This window comes from Simiduia litorea (assembly GCF_042853465.1).
Classification (GTDB): Bacteria; Pseudomonadota; Gammaproteobacteria; order Pseudomonadales; family Cellvibrionaceae; genus Simiduia; species Simiduia litorea.
Genome location: NZ_AP031497.1, coordinates 1,780,511 through 1,799,399, shown reverse-complemented (window position 1 = coordinate 1,799,399; position 18,889 = coordinate 1,780,511). Strand labels below are relative to the sequence as shown.

Genomic DNA, 18,889 nt, shown 5'->3' with positions numbered 1-18,889 from the left:
CGCTAATGCGGGCTTTTTTATGTTGGCTCAGTGCAAACCCTGACCTTCTTCGATCCAGCTACATCCCTGAAACCATCGAGATCATAACCCCCGCAGCAACGGCTGAACCAATAACGCCGGCCACATTTGGGCCCATCGCATGCATCAGCAAGAAGTTTTGTGGGTTCGCCTCTAAACCAATTTTGTTGGAAACCCTCGCCGCCATAGGCACTGCAGAAACGCCGGCCGAACCAATCAATGGGTTGATTGGCATCTTACTAAAGCGATTCATCAACTTCGCCATCAGCACGCCCGCAGCGGTACCGATACAGAATGCAATAATACCGAGGATTAAAATGCCCATAGTTTTTGGATCTAAGAATTTATCCGCCGCGAGCTTAGAACCAACGGACAAACCCAAGAATATGGTCACGATGTTAATCAAGGCATTTTGCGCTGTATCGCTTAGGCGCTCGACCACGCCGCACTCGCGCATCAGATTACCCAAACAGAACATGCCCAACAAAGGCGCCGCCGATGGCAACAGCAATGCCACCAGTATTACCAATGCAATGGGAAAAACAATTTTCTCGCGACGGGACACCGCGCGCAATTGCACCATCTTAATTTTGCGTTCTTCCACCGTGGTTAACGCGCGCATGATCGGAGGCTGAATTAAGGGAACCAGCGCCATATAGGAATAGGCTGCCACCGCAATAGCACCCAACAAATCCGGTGCTAACATACTGGTCACATAAATCGCTGTAGGGCCATCAGCGCCACCGATAATACCGATAGCGGCAGCCTCCTGAATGGTGAAGTCCATCACCCCCAAGGCCGACAATCCCACCGCGCCTAACACCGTGGCGAAAATGCCAAACTGTGCTGCCGCACCTAAAAACAACGTGCGCGGGTTTGCTAGGAGCGGACCAAAATCTGTCATCGCCCCCACTCCCATAAAAATCAGCAAAGGCGCAACACCGCTGGCAATGGAAACGTTGTAAAACATATACAACATGCCATCAAAATAGTTAGCATCGTTGGCCACCTGAATAGCCGCTACGTGAGCCGCAGCGCCAGCCTGGTGGTAAGCTTCGAGCAACTGATGCGGCGACTCATAAACCACACCCATCACTTGCGCAATGCCGGCCATGACTTCTGGCTTGGCAAAATAGATTGCGTTTTCCACCGCCGACATGGCTAGGCCCGCACCGGGAATGTTGGCCAGAATGCCACCGAAACCAATGGGCACCAGCAGCAGCGGTTCAAAACCTTTGCGCACCGCTAAAAACAACAACATCACACCTACGGCAATCATGATCAATTGACCTGATTGCATATGGTAGACACCCGAATCACGCCAGAGCGTTAGTATTCCATCCACGACTCAATGCTCCTAAGCGATACTTAACAAGTTATCGCCGACGGCAACTGAGTCGCCCTCTTTGACTTGAATGTCACCAATAACACCGGCCTTGGGCGCACTGATTTCGGTTTCCATTTTCATGGCTTCCAAAATAATAATCACCGTGCCCTCTTGCACTTGCTGCCCGGGCTTGACCAATACGCGGAAAATATTACCGGCCAAAGGCGCAGGCACTGGTTCGCCGCCAGATACTGGCGCACCGGTAGCGGGCGCGGCAGCGCCGGCACCTGGCGCTGCAATACCAGTGATATCGCCGCCGTTAGCCACGCTCACCGTGTACTGCTTACCTTCCACCGTCACGGTGTAAATTTCTTCGCCTTTGTCATTGCTAACCACGGTACTTTCTTTGCCCGTTGGTGCAGGTTCAAAGGCCGATGCGTCGCCGCGATTTTGTAAAAATTTCAGGCCAATCTGCGTAAACAGCGCGTAAGTTAAAACGTCGTCAACTTCGTTATCGCCCTGAGCGAGCGCAATACCCTTCTCTTTGGCAATGTCGCGCAACTCGGCGACCAGCTTGTCCATCTCCGGTTTAATCAAGTCCGCTGGACGACAAGTAATGGCTGCGCCACCATCGAGCACGCGCGCTTGCAATTCTTTATTGACCGGCGCCGGCGTTGCACCGTATTCACCTTTTAAGACGCCCTGCGTTTCTTTCGAAATCGACTTGTAGCGCTCGCCAGTTAAGATGTTTAACACCGCCTGGGTGCCAACAATTTGCGACGTGGGCGTTACCAGCGGTAGAAAACCTAAGTCTTCGCGCACCTTGGGAATTTCGGCCAGCACTTGATCAAACTTATCAATAGCGCCCTGATCGCGCAGCTGACTTTCCATATTAGTAAGCATGCCACCGGGGACTTGCGCCACTAAAATTCGGCTGTCGACACCGCGCAGTGAACCTTCAAACTTGGCATACTTTTTCCGCACCTCGCGGAAGTAACTCGAAATATCTTCCAGCAGGTTAATGTCCAGGCCGGTATCTCTGCCGGTGCCCTCTAGAATCGCCACGACCGATTCCGTTGGGCTGTGGCCGTAGGTCATCGACATCGAAGAGATGGCCGTATCGACGTTATCGATACCCGCCTCGACGCACTTCAAAATTGTCGCTGTAGAAAGCCCGGTGGTGGCGTGACAATGCAAATGCACAGGAATGTCGCAAGCGGCTTTCAATTGTTTAACCAGCTCGTAGCCTTCATAAGGGCGAAGCAAACCGGCCATATCTTTGATGGCAATGGAGTCGGCCCCCATATCTTGTAGCTTGCGCCCCATGTCCACCCACATCGCTAAGGTGTGCACTGGGCTTACGGTATAAGAAATGGTGCCCTGTGCATGCTTGCCAACATTCTTCACAGCCCGCAGTGCCGTTTGCAAATTGCGCACATCGTTCATGGCGTCGAACACGCGGAACACGTCCATACCATTGTGTGCGGCGCGCTCGACAAATTTCTCCACCACATCGTCAGCATAGTGACGGTAGCCGAGAATGTTTTGGCCGCGGAACAACATTTGCTGCGGCGTATTAGGCATAGCCTTTTTCAATTCGCGCAGGCGATCCCATGGATCTTCGCCTAAGTAACGAATACAAGCGTCAAAGGTTGCACCACCCCAGGTTTCTAACGACCAAAAGCCGACTTGGTCGAGCTTCGCTGCAATAGGCAGCATGTCGTCAATACGGAGACGGGTGGCAAACAGCGATTGGTGCGCATCGCGCAGAACCACATCGGTAATGCCAAGCTTTTTGTTACTGGCTGTCATGGGAAAACCCTTTAAGTAATGTGTACGTAGCGTCTAGCTTCAGCGGCTAGATCAGCCCGAAGTTTCTGCTCGGCGCCAAGGGCCAGAGGCAGAAGGTATTGCTAAAACAACAGTGTTAACGCTTGCGGTGTTGCTCGATAGCAGCCTTGATAACCGCTAAGGTGCGTGCATCAACTTGACCAACAGGTACTGGTGCTGGCGCCACAGGCTTTTCCGCCTCCGGGAAAAAGCGCGTCACCAAACCCGACATAATACCCGTGATGATGACCAACAAGGTCAGAAACGTGAAAACGGTGCCCATGCCGTAAAGCATGAGATCGACGCCTTGCTGAATAATCTCTTCTTGCATGCTTGTGTCTCTATAAGTGGTAACTTGCGCAACTCAACGCTGCTGAGCGGGGGCCATTTGACCAAATTTCTACCGAATCTTCAAAGTTCCGTAACAAGGGAAACCAAATTGAGCCAAAACGACGAAATGAACAGTAACTTTTGGCGCCACAGGCAAGTTTAGATAAGATGCCAGCCCGCCTCATTGCTATCGACGAGAACTCATGCCGCTTATTGTACTTGCACCCATGGAAGGCGTTGTGGATTACCAACTCCGAGATCTTCTCACTAGCTTAGGGGGCATTGATAGCTGTGTAACGGAATTTATTCGCGTCACCGACACACGCCTACCACCGAGGGTCTTCACCCGCTTGTGCCCAGAGTTGTTAAACCTAGCACCCAATCAGATAGCGCGCACCCCCAGCGGCACACCCGTAGCGGTGCAATTACTCGGTGGCAACCCGGAGTTACTGGCTTTTAGTGGCGCCCGTGCCGCAAGCATGGGCGCGGCTGCTATCGACATTAATTTTGGCTGCCCGGCAAAAACCGTCAATCGGCACGACGGCGGCGCCTGTTTACTACAAACCCCCGAGCGTATTTACAACATCGTAAAGGCCATGCGCGCGGCCGTCCCTGAGACGACCCCGGTAAGCGCCAAAATTCGCTTGGGCTTTAACGACCGCAGCCGATATCTTGAGATTGCCCAAGCGGCCGCTGACGCCGGCGCCAACCGGCTTACCGTACACGCGCGAAGCAAAGTGGACGGCTATAAGCCACCGGCTTACTGGGACTGTGTCGGCCACATCAATGCCGCACTGGCTATTCCCGTGGTGGTAAACGGCGATATCTGGTCTGTTGCCGACTACCTGCGCGCCCGGGCCGAAAGTGGCTGCGAAGACGTGATGCTCGGCCGCGGCCTCTTGTCTTGCCCAGACCTCGCCGCGCAAATTAAAGCCCATGTCAATCACCTAACCTACCAGCCCTTAACCTGGCCACAAGTGCTGCAGCTTTTGTTCGGGCACTATCAAGCAGGCAAGAGCCTATTCCCGAAAAAGTACCTCGGCGACCGACTGAAACAATGGCTCGCACACCTAAAACGCCATTACCCCGGCGCTCAGGTGTTTTTCAACCGCATTAAAACCTTGCGCGAAGAAGCGCAATTAGACGCGGCGTTTTTTAGCGAGATACCGGCGTTACGGGCACAGCTCAGCGCCGGTGAAACAATCCGCTAGGCGCAACACATCGCCTTGTAATTACGCAATTGGCCTCCATCTTGGTAGTTAAGCAGCACAGAGGTGTTGGCCTTTAGCGCCAGCGCGGCCCATCCCTCCAAGGTATCGCTATGACCAGCACAACGCCGGACGCCAGCCCCATTGACGATGTAATATCAGATACAACCGACACCGAGACTGAGAGCACCGGCGCGGAAACAAAGCGAGACCTAGCCCCAGAGAAGCCAAAAACCAAAAAAGACCTCAGCATCCTGTTGGATCTTTGGCCCTTTCTAAAACCCTATGGCTGGACCTTAATAGGCGCTGCCATTGCACTGGTATTTACCGCTGGTACAACCCTAGTGCTGGGCCAAGGCGTTAAGTTGTTAATCGATGAAGGCTTTGTGGGTGCCTCTGCTGCCCAGCTGAACCAAGCCGTGATGTTCATCTTCGCCATTACCGCCCTTATGGCCATTGGCACCTTTGCACGCTTTTATTTGGTTTCCTGGCTGGGCGAGCGCGTCACCGCCGACATTCGCACCAACGTATTCGACCACCTAGTGCACTTGCACCCGAGCTACTTTGAAACCAACAAAAGTGGCGAGATCATGTCCCGCCTCACCACCGATACCACACTGCTACAAACGATTATCGGCTCATCCCTGTCGATGGCTCTGCGCTCCAGCCTCACCTTTACCGGTGCGCTCATCTTATTGCTGATCACCAACTTAAAACTCACCGCCATGGTGATGCTCTGCGTGCCCTTGGTCATTGTGCCGCTGCTCTATTTCGGCCGAAAAGTGCGCACGCTCTCGCGCCAAAGCCAAGATTCTATTGCCGACGTGGGCACCTACGCGGGTGAAATCATTCGCCAAATTAAAACCGTGCAGAGCTACACGCGCGAAGAAACCGAACAAAAGGCCTTCGCCCGCGAAGTAGAAACCGCGTTTAACATTGCCAAATCGCGGGTTATACAGCGCTCAGTGTTAATCGCCGCCGTGATTGTCATGGTGTTTGGCGCCTTATCAACCATGCTCTGGGTCGGCGGTACCGATGTATTGGAAGGCCGGATGACCGGCGGTGAGCTGGGCGCATTCGTGTTTTACGCCATCATGGTGGCCTCGGCAGTCGCTACCATCTCGGAGGTCTATGGCGACTTACAGCGAGCTGCTGGCGCCACCGAGCGGTTATTGGAGCTGCTCTCAGCGCCGTCGTTAATCACCGCACCGGCCGAGCCCGTGACTATTGCCGAGCAACCGCCGGCCATTTGCTTCGAGCAAGTGAGCTTTAGCTACCCCTCGCGGCCCGATGTATTCGCGCTGAAAGACTTCTCACTCGACATTAAGGCGGGCGAAATCATTGCCTTAGTGGGACCTTCCGGCGCCGGTAAATCCACGGTATTTGAAATGCTGCTGCGCTTTTACGACCCGCAGAGCGGTCAGATTCGCTTGGCAGACACCGATATACGCCAGCTCACACCCAATGCCTTGCGCAAACACATGGCATTGGTGCCCCAGCAACCCGCCCTGTTTACCGCCGACGTGCGCTACAACATCGCCTACGGCAACCCGGATGCCAGCGAAGCAGAAATACGCGCCGCCAGCGAAGGCGCCTATGCCCACGACTTCATCACCAAGCTGCCCGATGGCTATGGCAGTAACCTAGGCGAACAAGGTGTTCGACTGTCGGGCGGTCAGCGCCAACGGGTGGCCATTGCGCGCGCCATTCTGAAAAATCCGGGTATTCTGTTGCTCGACGAAGCCACCAGCGCGCTCGACACAGAGAGCGAGCGCAACGTCCAAGATGCCCTCGATAAACTGATGCAAAACCGCACCACCCTCATCATCGCCCACCGACTAGCCACGGTATTACATGCCGATCGCATTGTGGTGATGGACCAAGGCCAAGTGGTGGCCACCGGCACCCACAAAGAGCTTTTGCAACAATCGCCGCTGTACAAGCGTTTGGCCGAACTACAATTCAACGAACATCGCGATTAGGCGGTAAAACCCTGTCAGCCCGATGCGATGAAGCGGGGCAAGCGCCCCGCAATCGGGTATACTGCCGCCCTTTTTGCCACTCTGCTTGAGGATTTGCCGTGTTTAAAACACTGGGTCTGGATGAACGCTTAATTAAGGCATTGGATGCCCAGACCATTACCGAGCCGACGGACGTGCAAAAGGCCGTCTACGACACCGCCCTTAGCGGCAAAGACCTACTGGTTATGTCTGAAACCGGCAGCGGTAAAACGCTGGCTTTTTTACTGCCGCTGGTGCAGCGAATTTTAACCGAGCCGACCAGCAATGCAGGCACCCTAGCCTTAATCCTCGCGCCTACACGCGAACTGGCCAAGCAACTGTTGGCCGAAACCAAGTTGATTCTCAAGTTCACCAAATTGCGCGTAGGCATTATCAGCGGTGGCGACGACTACAAATTCCAAGCGGCACAGTTGCGCAAAGACCCAGAAATTATCATTGCCACCCCCGGCCGCTTACTCGAGCACTTCAATCGCAACTTGCCCGCCATGGATAAACTGCGCGTGCTTATTTTGGATGAAGCAGACCGGATGCTAGACATGGGCTTTCACGATGACATGGTGGCCATTACCAACAAGCTCACCAAAGCGCGCAATACCTGGTTATTCTCCGCCACCCTATCGCACGCAGGCGTGGGTACACTGGCGGGCGAGCTCACCCATAAACCAGAAAAAATTAGCCTGTCCACAGGCCGGCAAACCCAAGCCAACATTCACCAGCAAGTGGTGTTAAGCGACGGTCAAAATCACAAACAAAAAACCATTACCCAATTGTTGCGCACAGTGCCCTACGAGCAGGCGCTGGTATTCACCAACACCCGCGTTCAAGTAGATCACCTGTGTCAATTTTTGCGCGCCCAAGATATTAAAACCGGCGCAATACATGGCGACATGGCGCAGGAAGATCGCAACAAAGTCATGGAGCTCATGCGCAAGGGCCACGTTAAAGTCTTGGTGGCCACCGATGTTGCCGCGCGCGGTTTAGATATTGGCGGTATTGAGCTGGTAATTAACTTCGATATGGCGCGCAATGGCGACGACTACACCCACCGTATCGGTCGCACCGGCCGCGCCGGCGCCGAAGGCCATGCCATTAGCTTTATCACCCCGCAAGAATGGAACTTAAAAGCTGGGGTTGAACGCTACTTAGGCACGAGCTTCGAGATCATCACCATTCCCGGTTTCGAGTCACGCTATAAAGGTCCAGAAAAAGTGAAGTCCTCTGGTAAAGCGGCAGGTCCGAAAAAAGCTGACCGCAAAGCTTCACAAGAACGGGCCGCGAAGAAAAAGGACAAAGACAATAAAGTGAAAGTTCGCGACCGGGATCAGAAAAATGTCGGCAAGCGTCGCACACCTGCGAAAGGGCCAGACCTAGGCGACGGTTTCGCTCCACCGACTCTCGCAAAAAAAAGACCACCGCTAAAAGACGCCGAAGACGCTTAACGCAGGCATAACAAACAAAAAAGGGGCCACACAGGCCCCTTTTTTGTTTTATCGGATCAGCCCCTACACAGTGGCGGATCTAGCTTGTAGTTTGTTGGGGGCGGCCAACCGCCTTGTAGCTAAATATTACTCCTTCTCACCCCGCTTCTCTTCGGCTTGCTTGCGTTTGGCATCGCGCTTGGCGTCGCGCTCGGCTTTCATCGCATCCATCTTAGCCAACTGCTCAGGCGTTAATATGGCCCTAAACGCGCGCATATTTACGCTGGCTCGTACCATATGCTCGCTCATACCTGCCGCCATTTGATCGGCTTGTGCTTTAAGCTCAGCTTCACTGGCATTTGACTCAACTAAATTTCGGAAGGCATCGCGCTGCGCCTTTACCTTACCTTTATCGGCTTCGCGCGCCGACTTCACCTGCTCAACCAACGCCTGTACTTGCTCCTTTTGCTGGTCAGATAAATCGAGCTTTTTGGCTAACTTCTTAAACTGCTGGGGCTGCGCGCCCATGTGATGAGGACGAGCGTTACAGTGACTATCTTTCGCAAACACGACCAGAGGAGAGATCATGCCAAGTGTCAGAATAATTGCGCACGCGGGCTTTACTAAGGATGTAAACGATTTCATAGACTCTTCCTTCTCGACTAAAAATGGCATCATTGACCTGAGTTTTTCGCTGCGGCCCGTTCGGCGGTTTCAGTATTGAGCTGCTTCAATATCGGCCTATCTCAATACTGAACTCGCGTTTGGGCACAGGTCTATAATAGGCTCGCGCCCGGTAAACAGGTGCAAACGGCCGTTAAATTCTGTTAAGAAGCGTAATGCCTCTGCACATTGGCGCTAAGAAGCCGCAAAATACACCCAACCCCAACACGAGAAACCTTTATGCACTCACTGCTACTGGTCGACGACGACCAAGAACTCTGCGATCTTTTGGCAAGTTACCTGCGCGCCGAAGGCTACCAGGTTAGCGTGCGTCACACCGGCCTCGAAGCCGCTGAGGCATTGGCAAAGAACAGTTACTCACTCATGGTGCTGGACGTGATGATGCCGGAGATGACCGGCATGGAATTGTTAAAAAAACTAGGCGGTTTCAACAGCACCCCGATCTTAATGCTCACTGCAAAAGGCGACCCAGTAGATCGTATTCTCGGTCTTGAACTGGGTGCTGATGACTACCTCGCTAAACCCTGCAACCCGCGCGAGCTCCTGGCTCGAATTCGCGCCATTCTGCGTCGCAGCGAAGCCACACATAAGCAAGCGGCGCAAACGAACAACAACACCAAGTCAACGCTACAAGTGGGTGAGCTAACGCTGATGCCAGGCAATAGGAGTGCACTCTTTGGCGAAACCAAACTGGACCTAACCGGCGCCGAGTACACCGTGCTAGAACTACTCGTTAACAGCGCTGGCGACGTGCTCTCTAAAGACACACTTACCGAGCAAGCGCTAGGGCGCAAACTTACCGCTTATGATCGCTCTATTGATGTCCATGTGAGTAATATTCGCAAAAAAATTCAACAGCTCGGTGGTCACAAAGATTTGATCATTAATATTCGCGGTGCAGGTTACATGCTCACGGTTGAGTCCTACCAATGATCAAATTATTTTGGCGTGCGTTTTTAGGTTTCTGGCTTGCCACCACGCTGATTGTGGTAGGCACCGCCCTCGTCATCCATGAGATGGAGCCTAACGGTTTTCCTCGCCCGCCCAAATCACGGCTATTCAATCAAGACCCACAAGCCATGCGGCTATTGCAAATCGCAACCCGCGACGCGGTTAACAGTACACAGCCCGAATTTATCCAACAGTTAAAATCCATGCCCTTCTGGATGCAAAGATCCATCTTTGCCGTCAATGCACAGGGCCAAGAGCTGCTCGACCGCACGCCCCCCAAAGCCGTTAGCATGTTGGCAGAGAAATTAGATCAACGCCGGCCCTTCAAGCGCTTAGAGCGCGATCACCGACAATATTTCGGGCGCCTAATACAACTACAAGACGGCAGCACCATTCGGCTCGTTGTGCTATCGCCAGACGATAAAAAGAATATCTTTTTACAATTATTCCTGATGAATTTCTGGCCGATTTTATTAATCGCCATTCTTATCAGCGGTACGCTTTGCTTTTTCTTAGCTCGCAATCTGTCGCGCCCCATCGAAGCGCTCAAAACCGCTACGCAGAAAATTGCGGCTGGTGAACTCAACTACCGCGTTGGCCCGATTATGGGCAACAGGAAGGATGAATTAGGGAGTTTGGCGGCCGACTTCGATCAAATGTCGGAGCGCTTAGAAAGCGCCATGACAGCCCAGCAGCGGCTGATAAAGGATGTATCCCACGAGCTGCGCTCGCCGCTCATGCGGCTCCAATTCGCTTTAGGCCTCGCCCAACAAAAAACCACGGGTGAAGCCTCAGAAGATATCAATAAGGCCCGACTTGCGGCCGATTACCTGAACAATATTATTTCCGATATATTATCCATCCCCATCAACACTCAAGAACCTTGGCCGCTAGAAGATTCCATCGATGTCGAGGCGCTGCTAAAAAACATTTTAGAAGAGCTACAACCTACATTTGCCAAAAAACAAGTGGCGCTGCAATTCACGACAAAACGGCAGGACCCCGCACTGGTAGCAACCCGGGGTAATATTTTACTCGGTGTGTTCGATAATATCTTAAGCAATGCCCTACGCCACACACCCGAGCAGTCCACCATTCACGTGAATCTCAAGCAAAGTGAAGATGATTGGATCATCGATGTGCGCGATCAAGGCTTAGGTGTTAGTAGCGCACAACTGGAAGAAATTTTTGCGCCCTTTTATCGCACCGACGAAGCCCGCGATCGCATGCGTGGCGGCGTCGGCTTAGGGCTGAGTATTGCTAAGCGCACCATTGCCTTGCACAAGGGCAAAATTCGCGCGCTGCACAATCAACCCTCAGGCTTACACATTGAAATTAAGCTACCCATACTGCGCTAAAAACCCGGCTCGCGCGCGCAAGCGATACAACTGCCGCCGTCCGTAGTTAGGCAGGAAACGGCAAACAAAAGGTAATAGCCAACTCTGAATGCTTATCCACGTGGCGCGTCCACATTGGCAGGGTTTTATTGTTTGCGGATTTATACGCATCAATAATTTGCTGCTTGGTCCAAATCAACGTGGGATTATCGCTCAGCACCTTATGAGCTGGCCGCACCTGCCCCTGCGGAAAGACCCAAAGCCACGCCAAGCGACGACCATCCACCGTTCTGCGGCCTTTGTCGACGCAAAAATGCGCCCGCCCGCCGGACTTACCCACGGGGCAATAGGTGCCAAATTTTGCATTGTCGTCCATCACCCGCATGAAGTCCTCCAAACTGATGAGATCCATACTGGCCTCGAAACCAAGGCTCTGGTCAATATCCTGCACCGGCACCAATGCCTTACCCAAGGTGCAATCCCGTTGATGGCTCGCCCTAACCTGGTTGGTTGGCGCGATGCGTGTATAGGGGTAATGAATAGTACATAAACCACTGTGCTTTGCCGCCGCCTCTGTGTTACTACAAGCCATAATACGTCATCCTTTTTATCTGTGAGCTTCAGGTAAAATTGCAACCCCTGTAATTAACCACAATGCGTCGTATTGAAAGCAGAAAAATATGCCTACCTGCTTCGCCAATCAAAACACCTAGTCGCGTCTGACACTGCACAACAAAATGCATTGTTTTCTCTACACGGGTTCAAATATTAAAAGCCATCGTCACATTAATGATGACAGTAAGACTAGCGCACCAGCATAGATGCATCTACAACCGCCACCAAAATACCGGCAAAAAAATGGCCAGTAAAAACCGGCCAATGGAAAAAGTGGAGCATGTTGAAAAGTAAGACTACTGCAACAAAACGTTAAAAAAACGAACGTCTAATTTAATAACATAGCATTAAATTTTCGACAATAAGTCAGGGTTAATCACTAAATTTCGTACACCGTGGGCATGGTCTTCTTTAAACGTATTACCCTTGCACCACTGCCCTACCGTTGCAATATTCACCTTTGCCACCTTGGGGCGCACTCGCCATGTCACTTGCAACGGCGAGGCATTTTCGTTGTAACCAGGGCCAGTTGTTGAGCCCGCATATTGTATCGGCTTACCGGTATTATTTGGAATCATGGTCGCCTGATGCAAACCACCCTTAACCTCGTGTCTCGTGAGCTTGCCGAAGTCTAATGCTTTCGCATCATTTACCACCACGTAAACTTGCGTTTCTACCCGCAGCTGCGGATTCTTAATAGCATCGCTTAAACAAGCGCCTAAGGTTGGCCCTGGGCTAACTTGTGCACTGGAATATACGTAATGAACCTCAATGGTATCGCCAGACAATAAACCACCGTGCGCGCTAGGGCACACATCTACGGCTACTGGTGTTAATTCTGCCGCGGTTAATTTACCTGAGTATTTATAGCCTGACTGGTAACCTTTACCATCGCCATTACCGGCATACTGGGTAAATTGCCCGCCTTTGTGTTCGGCATTTTTATGAAAGTGGATGTTGCATAAATTCATTGCTGTTGATGCAGGTGCAGCACCAAAAAGCCGCGCGTTGCTACCGGCCTTAGTATCGATATCGCGCGGTGATTGGGGGCCAAAACCTTTGCCCGCGGTATTTTTTGCCAGCGCTGCACGCTGCGCTATTATCACATCATCAGCCACAGGCGCGTGATGCATAGCCTGCTCGGCAAAGGCAACCCCAGATACCATTACCGCACTCACGAAGCTCATTAGTTGTCGCTTTTTCATTTTTTCATACCCTTCTATATTAATTGTCGAGCGAGCCAAAAGACTAGCGGCCGCAACCACAGGTTACAAGCCTGCTCGTGGACAACTGGATCACAGCCATGAAAATATGCTTGATAAAAATAGTGTTCGTTCTCACAAAGATTGGCTAAGCGAGAAACTGTTAATGAGAAGTTTTAACAACTTACTTGAACCGACGTTCCAACCGAGACCGACTTAATAGCACCTGAAAATTTGATGAAAATAGGACTAAGCTAAGCAACTTTGTCTCAGTATCGCGGCCGCTTGATAAACACCGCTCACACCTATCACGGGTGTCTTTTCAAACCACTCTTTTTAATGTGATTGGTATCGGTAGCATCCAAATTAGCGATTTACTCGTAAACACCCGGCTAGGTTAAACGCTGTAATTAATCCAAGGCTCGCCACACCTTGATGACAAATAACGACGACAATGATCATTGGGCTCAATACCTACATTTTTCCGCCATTAACATTAACTATGCTTAGCCACGGGAAGGCGTAAGCTGTATATCCATCGCCCACCAAGATTCGAGCCCGCGGGCTTGCATTCAACACTGCAACCAACACAGGGGAGTTTACAATGACCAACACTGACACGCAGGCCACCGGCAAGTGCCCCGTCATGCACGGCGCACTCACCACAACAGGAGGCATAGGTACAGCCAATGTGGATTGGTGGCCGAGCCAATTGAATCTGAAAATACTGCACCAGCATTCATCGCTATCCAACCCACTGGGTGAAGCCTTTAGCTATAAAGACGCGTTTAAAAAACTTAACTTAAAAGCCCTGAAAAAGGACCTCACCGCACTCATGACCGACTCCCAAGACTGGTGGCCGGCCGACTATGGTCACTACGGACCATTCTTTATTCGCATGGCCTGGCACAGTGCCGGCACCTACCGCACCGGCGATGGTCGAGGCGGTGCCGGCTCCGGCTCACAGCGCTTCGCGCCGCTCAATAGCTGGCCAGATAACGTCAATCTCGATAAAGCGCGCCGCCTGCTGTGGCCCATCAAGCAAAAATACGGCAACAAGATTTCCTGGGCAGACTTGATGATTCTGACCGGCAATGTGGCTCTGGAGTCCATGGGGTTAAAAACCTACGGTTTCGCTGGCGGCAGAGCGGATATTTGGGAGGCCGAAGAAGATGTGTACTGGGGCTCCGAGAAAAAATGGCTAGACGACCAGCGCTATGCAGGCGAGCGAGAGTTGGAAAACCCCCTTGCCGCCGTGCAAATGGGGCTGATTTATGTCAATCCAGAAGGCCCCAATGGTAAACCCGACCCAGCAGCGGCAGCGCGCGACATTCGCGAGACCTTCGCGCGCATGGCCATGAACGATTACGAGACTGTGGCACTTTGCGCCGGTGGTCACACCTTCGGTAAAACCCACGGCGCCGGGCCTGAGTCCCATAAGGGGCCAGAGCCTGAAGCCGCGCCCATAGAAGAGCAAGGCTTAGGCTGGCGCAACAACATGGGTAGCGGCAAGGGCGAACACACCATCTCCAGTGGCCTAGAAGGCGCTTGGACAGCCACCCCTATCACCTGGGACAACAGCTTTTTCGATACTTTATTTGGCTATGAATGGGCATTAACTAAAAGCCCCGCAGGCGCGCACCAATGGACGCCAAAAGACCCAGCAGCAAAACATACTGTGCCAGATGCACACCACCCCAATAGGCGCCACGCGCCCATGATGGCCACCACGGATTTAGCCCTAATTGCCGATCCGGAATACCGCAAAATTGCCAAACATTTTCACCAAAACCCTGCGGAATTCGCCGACGCCTTTGCCCGCGCCTGGTACAAACTCACCCATAGAGACATGGGGCCCATCAGCCGCTACCTCGGCAGCGACTTTCCCGTCGAAGCGCTGCTCTGGCAAGACCCATTGCCGAGCCGAGACCACAAGCTCATCAGCGCTAAAGACGCGAGCTTGTTGAAAGAGAAAATTCTGGCTACCAAGCTCAGCGCTGCCGAACTGGTTAACGTCGCCTGGGCTTCCGCTAGCACTTTCCGTGGCTCGGACAAACGCGGTGGCGCCAACGGCGCTCGGCTGCGCCTAGCACCGCAAAAAGACTGGCCCATAAATGAACCCGATCAGTTGGCGAAGGTGCTAAAAAGCCTTGAAAAAATCCAACGGGATTTCAACAAAGCGCAAACCAGCAATAAACAGGTATCGCTGGCAGATTTAATTGTGCTGGGTGGATGCGCAGCCATCGAAGCCGCCGCCGCCAAAGCAGGGCACAAGGTTAAAGTACCTTTCACGGCGGGCCGCGTCGATGCCAGTCAGGCGCAAACGGATGTCGACGCTTTTGCTGTACTCGAACCGATTGCCGACGGCTTCCGCAATTACCTCAAAGGTCATTACAGCGTTAGCGCGGAAGAGCTTCTGCTCGATCGCGCCCAACTGCTCACTCTCACGGCACCAGAAATGACGGTACTCATTGGCGGTATGCGCGCGTTAGCAACCAATGTCGGCAACACCAAGCACGGTATACTCACCGATAACCCCGGCAGCCTGAACAACGACTTTTTCGTAAACTTGCTCGACATGCGCACCCAGTGGTCAGCAACGAACGACGATAAAAACCTGTTTGAAGGCCGGGACCGAAAAACCGGCAAGCTCAAATGGAATGCAACACGGGTAGACTTAATTTTCGGCTCCAACTCACAACTGCGCGCTCTGGCAGAAGTTTACGCTGCAGAAGACGCAGCCAAAGTATTTGTGAACGACTTTATCAAAGCCTGGGTGAAAGTCATGAATGCCGATAGGTTTGATTTAGACGATTAAACTGGGGTAAAACATGGTAAAAAACGCCGCCAAGATCAGGCGGCGTTTTTTTGGGTCGATCGATTATAATCCGCCAAAAGTAAACCCTAATAAGCGCTAGGAGGTTTTCATTGATTGAATAAATAGAATTGTCATCAACACCATACCCCCGAGCACCGCAATCGATGAAACGGCAAGCACAGGATCAACTGCATCCAGAGTAAAAAACCGTCCGTAATACAAAAACAACCCTATAACCACACCTAGGGTGCCCAGCTGATGAAGATAAAATTGTACAACCGCCAATTTAGAAGCAATATTATTCAGCCAGAGTTTGTGACATAGACCATAGATAAAGGAAACAACAAAACCGATAAGTAAAATATGCGTATGGGTAACAAGATGGCCATGATCGCGAGAAGCAGCCATAAATATACCCAATGCCAAACCCAGAATCGCATAACCTAAACTTGTTAAAATAAACTTCTTATCCATAATAAGCCCCTATTTTTATCGGCCTAGCAACTAGCACCAGCCAAACGGTACCGCTACATCAAAGCTCGCCTATTACTTATTTAAGTAAAAGAGCAAGAAATTATATCGAAAGTTTACTAGTAACACCTGCCATATACATTGATTAATTGAGACGCATACGGAATAAAAACATGCATTCTTTAGCGCTAAGAAACTGGTATTAGCCGGTCTCCCCATTGGATAACATAATTTACGTGGCTACACATTTGCCGTTGACGTGCAACAATTTAGTCATAACCTCACAGACTTTTATTGAACACCCGTCATTCAAGGCTACAAACGTAAGTCATTGACGGTGTACAAAACACTCTTTCAATGAAACGATACAAAGAGAAGAATTAACCAGCCTGATGTTTTAGCACCGCACCTAAATGGCTAAAGTAAGCTAAAAAGGCGGTATTAATTCGCAATCGGTGCTCCCCTTCTGGGTACAAGCCTAGTTTTGCCTCTTCAGACTGAACGGTGCCTTTGACTAGAAACATATTTTTAATGGCTGCATCCTGAATGAAGGCCTCGAAAGCGCGGGCGCATAGCTCTTCTGGCAGGCCAAAATAGTCAGCGCCTATTTTCTTATCGTATTTTCTTGAGCGCTTAACATAGTCATTCGGCTTCAAACCAGCCTCATCCAATAAGATGGCTCGATAACAGGTTTCGAGCTTTTCATTGAGCGCATGTTTTACCACCCTCGCCTTTTTAAGCCAGGCACAAGAAGCAAAATCATCGCGGGCCTTTTCAACGAACAACTTGTCGCCAATGTAATGATCAAAGGCATGGAACCACTCGTGTGCCATGCTACCAGGGCCGGCATTTTTGGCCAGAGCAAAAGTGCGGCTACCCAATTCATAATGGGCATTTACCCCTTTCTCACCACCGCTGCCATATTGCAAGGCAAGGGTGCCACGCAAAGATATCAATACCTCGTTGCCACCTAAAATGGTCATGAGATCGCACAGCGCATTATGAAATAGAGACGCCGCTCGCTGTTTTTCATCCTCCGTCACCCAGGCGCCAATTTTAATACCGCGAAAATCGAACTGCCGTCGAATATCGAGGAAACTAACCGGTGCGCCCTGCTCTGCTGTCAGATGAATAGAACCACGGCGATAGAATTTGCGAGTTGACATGCCAGACAATCCGAGATGACCCAAACAACAACGTGACTAACTACGTGACTAACTACGTGACTAACTACGTGACTAACTACGTGAACAACTTCGTGAATAACAATATCAATAACAACGCTTATAACAACGCTTATAACAACGTTAATTCCGACGTTAATCCGACATTAGTAACAACACCAAACAAGGTCCGGTCATTATCCCTTGGAAACAAGGGAATGACTAGCCCGACTCGGTATTATTAAAACACGGAGGCTAGTATCTTCGCTTTCAAGATTTTCCTGATGCTGCACAAACCGTGTATTCAGCCATTGCATCACATCGACACCCCGCCGAGTAAAACATAACATAACATGTTAACGGTCTTCATTGTGCAACTAAAATTCCTGATCAACAGGGCCACGATGCAAGGCTAATAAAAGTTGCAGTTCAGTAAGATTTTCTGAAAGAAAATGAGAATCTGAAAGGCAGCTAGACGATCATCATAGCCTACACCTAGCGAATTAAATAAACCTAAAAAATATCGCAACTTTCTACCCTATAGCCGCGTAGAACTAATAACGGCCTATAGGCAGCGCCATTAAGCCATACAAAAACACATCAAACGAAAGGGAAAATTATGAATACTCGGTATTCTTTATTAACCGCAGCAATACTCTGCGCTACCGCAAGCTTAGCTAATGCAGACATTATTACCGGCACCGATCTCAGTAGCGTTAATGGGGCCAACGACGCCATTAATCAGCTCTATTCAGGTAATCGTGGAACCAATGGCGGCGGCGACCAGAGCTTACAATTTGGTGATCAACTGTACGGCACACCCAACAACGATGTGATTATTGGTGGTTTAGGCATTGATGTGTTATTCGGATTTGATGGCGATGACGTACTCATCGGCGGCACTGAAGATTTCAATCCATTTAACCGCGATCGTGCTTTTGGCAATCTAGGCGATGACGTTTTTATTTGGACCCCTGGTGATGGCAATGACTTTTTCGATGGTGGCGAAGGTGTAGACGTTTTAATCATCGGGCTGGTGGGTGAAAACCGTAACAATGAGGACATTGCCGAAGGCGCGCCCTTCTTCAACGTAAGCCCGCCGAACCAACCTGGCAGCCAAGACTTCGATGGTATTTTTATTGAGCCCAGTACCGGCTTACCGGTTGTGAATGTATTAGGCCCAGGATTTTGTGACATTGTAGACCGTAGCACCGAAGGTATGGATGCACTGAATATCGATCACCTTGTGCGCTTTATTTTACGAAACCCAGCCAACGCTTTTGACGAGGCATTAGCCGCCGACCCCAATATCGATCCCGACAGTTTGGATACCGGTTTACGTGTGGCGATTCACTTAGCCAATACCGAATTCTTAGTATGTGCATCACGAAATGGAGAACTAGAGGTATTTGATCTGCGCCAATCACCTGCTGAACGAGTGTCTGCAGGTGACCTGCCTCCAAATGCGTACAACATCATTAACTGATGGCGCACTT

Annotated in this window: 15 protein-coding genes; 7 read left to right on the top strand and 8 right to left on the bottom strand. The window is 51.2% G+C overall.

Going from position 1 to position 18,889, the window contains the following annotated elements; all coding sequences use genetic code 11:
- Nucleotides 1-58 precede the first annotated feature (58 nt).
- The 3 genes from ACGHTT_RS07875 to ACGHTT_RS07865 all read right to left on the bottom strand — a co-directional run bounded on the left by ACGHTT_RS07875 (nucleotide 59) and on the right by ACGHTT_RS07865 (nucleotide 3,506).
- Nucleotides 59-1,318: a sodium ion-translocating decarboxylase subunit beta gene (locus tag ACGHTT_RS07875; RefSeq protein ID WP_390595001.1), complete on the bottom strand. Its 1,260-nt coding sequence runs from the start codon at nucleotides 1,316-1,318 to the stop codon at nucleotides 59-61.
- 57 nt (nucleotides 1,319-1,375) lie between these two features.
- On the bottom strand, nucleotides 1,376-3,157 hold the full coding sequence (gene oadA / locus ACGHTT_RS07870) for a sodium-extruding oxaloacetate decarboxylase subunit alpha (RefSeq protein ID WP_390594578.1): 1,782 nt from the start codon (nucleotides 3,155-3,157) through the stop codon (nucleotides 1,376-1,378).
- A gap of 115 nt (nucleotides 3,158-3,272) precedes the next feature.
- The gene (locus tag ACGHTT_RS07865; protein WP_390594577.1) at nucleotides 3,273-3,506 is read right to left on the bottom strand and encodes an OadG family protein; all 234 of its coding nucleotides are present in this window, start codon (nucleotides 3,504-3,506) and stop codon (nucleotides 3,273-3,275) included.
- Between the two features lie 202 nt (nucleotides 3,507-3,708).
- Here ACGHTT_RS07865 and ACGHTT_RS07860 point away from each other — a divergent pair, with 202 nt between their 5' ends.
- The 3 genes from ACGHTT_RS07860 (at nucleotide 3,709) to ACGHTT_RS07850 (ending at nucleotide 8,173) form a co-directional block, all read left to right on the top strand.
- Entirely contained in the window at nucleotides 3,709-4,716 is a 1,008-nt protein-coding gene (locus tag ACGHTT_RS07860; protein WP_390594575.1) for a tRNA dihydrouridine synthase, read from the top strand.
- 110 nt (nucleotides 4,717-4,826) lie between these two features.
- On the top strand, nucleotides 4,827-6,695 hold the full coding sequence (locus tag ACGHTT_RS07855; protein WP_390594574.1) for an ABC transporter transmembrane domain-containing protein: 1,869 nt from the start codon (nucleotides 4,827-4,829) through the stop codon (nucleotides 6,693-6,695).
- A gap of 98 nt (nucleotides 6,696-6,793) precedes the next feature.
- Complete coding sequence (locus ACGHTT_RS07850) at nucleotides 6,794-8,173, top strand: DEAD/DEAH box helicase (RefSeq protein ID WP_390594573.1); 1,380 nt, start codon at nucleotides 6,794-6,796, stop codon at nucleotides 8,171-8,173.
- A gap of 126 nt (nucleotides 8,174-8,299) precedes the next feature.
- Here ACGHTT_RS07850 and ACGHTT_RS07845 read toward each other — a convergent pair whose 3' ends face one another.
- Nucleotides 8,300-8,797 (bottom strand): Spy/CpxP family protein refolding chaperone, encoded by a 498-nt coding sequence (locus ACGHTT_RS07845; protein WP_390594572.1) that lies wholly within the window; start codon nucleotides 8,795-8,797, stop codon nucleotides 8,300-8,302.
- A 258-nt stretch (nucleotides 8,798-9,055) separates the two neighbouring features.
- On the opposite strand from ACGHTT_RS07845, the gene ACGHTT_RS07840 reads away from it, so the two are divergent.
- Nucleotides 9,056-9,769: a response regulator gene (locus ACGHTT_RS07840; RefSeq protein WP_390594571.1), complete on the top strand. Its 714-nt coding sequence runs from the start codon at nucleotides 9,056-9,058 to the stop codon at nucleotides 9,767-9,769.
- Nucleotides 9,766-11,145, top strand: a complete 1,380-nt coding sequence (locus tag ACGHTT_RS07835) for an ATP-binding protein (protein ID WP_390594570.1) — start codon at nucleotides 9,766-9,768, stop codon at nucleotides 11,143-11,145. The genes ACGHTT_RS07840 and ACGHTT_RS07835 overlap by 4 nt, the downstream gene beginning before the upstream one ends.
- A gap of 46 nt (nucleotides 11,146-11,191) precedes the next feature.
- Here the strand turns inward: ACGHTT_RS07835 and ACGHTT_RS07830 are convergent, their stop codons facing one another.
- Together ACGHTT_RS07830 and ACGHTT_RS07825 are read right to left on the bottom strand one after the other, a co-directional pair.
- Complete coding sequence (locus ACGHTT_RS07830) at nucleotides 11,192-11,716, bottom strand: hypothetical protein (RefSeq protein ID WP_390594569.1); 525 nt, start codon at nucleotides 11,714-11,716, stop codon at nucleotides 11,192-11,194.
- 370 nt (nucleotides 11,717-12,086) lie between these two features.
- On the bottom strand, nucleotides 12,087-12,944 hold the full coding sequence (locus tag ACGHTT_RS07825) for a delta-class carbonic anhydrase (protein ID WP_390594568.1): 858 nt from the start codon (nucleotides 12,942-12,944) through the stop codon (nucleotides 12,087-12,089).
- Between the two features lie 601 nt (nucleotides 12,945-13,545).
- Between ACGHTT_RS07825 and katG the strand changes: the two genes are divergently transcribed.
- The gene (katG, locus tag ACGHTT_RS07820; protein WP_390594567.1) at nucleotides 13,546-15,759 is read left to right on the top strand and encodes a catalase/peroxidase HPI; all 2,214 of its coding nucleotides are present in this window, start codon (nucleotides 13,546-13,548) and stop codon (nucleotides 15,757-15,759) included.
- A gap of 96 nt (nucleotides 15,760-15,855) precedes the next feature.
- On the opposite strand, the gene ACGHTT_RS07815 is transcribed toward katG, so the two are convergent.
- Complete coding sequence (locus tag ACGHTT_RS07815; RefSeq protein ID WP_390594566.1) at nucleotides 15,856-16,233, bottom strand: TonB-dependent receptor; 378 nt, start codon at nucleotides 16,231-16,233, stop codon at nucleotides 15,856-15,858.
- Nucleotides 16,234-16,610: 377 nt separating this feature from the next.
- Nucleotides 16,611-17,396 (bottom strand): CLCA_X family protein, encoded by a 786-nt coding sequence (locus tag ACGHTT_RS07810; RefSeq protein WP_390594565.1) that lies wholly within the window; start codon nucleotides 17,394-17,396, stop codon nucleotides 16,611-16,613.
- 616 nt (nucleotides 17,397-18,012) lie between these two features.
- On the opposite strand from ACGHTT_RS07810, the gene ACGHTT_RS07805 reads away from it, so the two are divergent.
- Nucleotides 18,013-18,879 (top strand): calcium-binding protein, encoded by an 867-nt coding sequence (locus ACGHTT_RS07805; RefSeq protein WP_390594564.1) that lies wholly within the window; start codon nucleotides 18,013-18,015, stop codon nucleotides 18,877-18,879.
- The last annotated feature ends 10 nt before the right edge of the window (nucleotides 18,880-18,889 follow it).

What these genes read in the sequence shown, in the direction of transcription:
- ACGHTT_RS07805 (WP_390594564.1), top strand. Translation starts at nt 18,013, where the DNA reads ATGAATACTCGGTATTCTTTATTAACCGCAGCAATACTCTGCGCTACC.
- ACGHTT_RS07840 (WP_390594571.1), top strand. Translation starts at nt 9,056, where the DNA reads ATGCACTCACTGCTACTGGTCGACGACGACCAAGAACTCTGCGATCTT.
- ACGHTT_RS07875 (WP_390595001.1), bottom strand. Translation starts at nt 1,318, where the DNA reads ATGCAATCAGGTCAATTGATCATGATTGCCGTAGGTGTGATGTTGTTG.
- ACGHTT_RS07810 (WP_390594565.1), bottom strand. Translation starts at nt 17,396, where the DNA reads ATGTCAACTCGCAAATTCTATCGCCGTGGTTCTATTCATCTGACAGCA.
- ACGHTT_RS07830 (WP_390594569.1), bottom strand. Translation starts at nt 11,716, where the DNA reads ATGGCTTGTAGTAACACAGAGGCGGCGGCAAAGCACAGTGGTTTATGT.
- katG (WP_390594567.1), top strand. Translation starts at nt 13,546, where the DNA reads ATGACCAACACTGACACGCAGGCCACCGGCAAGTGCCCCGTCATGCAC.
- ACGHTT_RS07835 (WP_390594570.1), top strand. Translation starts at nt 9,766, where the DNA reads ATGATCAAATTATTTTGGCGTGCGTTTTTAGGTTTCTGGCTTGCCACC.
- ACGHTT_RS07845 (WP_390594572.1), bottom strand. Translation starts at nt 8,797, where the DNA reads ATGAAATCGTTTACATCCTTAGTAAAGCCCGCGTGCGCAATTATTCTG.
- ACGHTT_RS07825 (WP_390594568.1), bottom strand. Translation starts at nt 12,944, where the DNA reads ATGAAAAAGCGACAACTAATGAGCTTCGTGAGTGCGGTAATGGTATCT.
- oadA (WP_390594578.1), bottom strand. Translation starts at nt 3,157, where the DNA reads ATGACAGCCAGTAACAAAAAGCTTGGCATTACCGATGTGGTTCTGCGC.
- ACGHTT_RS07860 (WP_390594575.1), top strand. Translation starts at nt 3,709, where the DNA reads ATGCCGCTTATTGTACTTGCACCCATGGAAGGCGTTGTGGATTACCAA.
- ACGHTT_RS07815 (WP_390594566.1), bottom strand. Translation starts at nt 16,233, where the DNA reads ATGGATAAGAAGTTTATTTTAACAAGTTTAGGTTATGCGATTCTGGGT.
- ACGHTT_RS07865 (WP_390594577.1), bottom strand. Translation starts at nt 3,506, where the DNA reads ATGCAAGAAGAGATTATTCAGCAAGGCGTCGATCTCATGCTTTACGGC.
- ACGHTT_RS07855 (WP_390594574.1), top strand. Translation starts at nt 4,827, where the DNA reads ATGACCAGCACAACGCCGGACGCCAGCCCCATTGACGATGTAATATCA.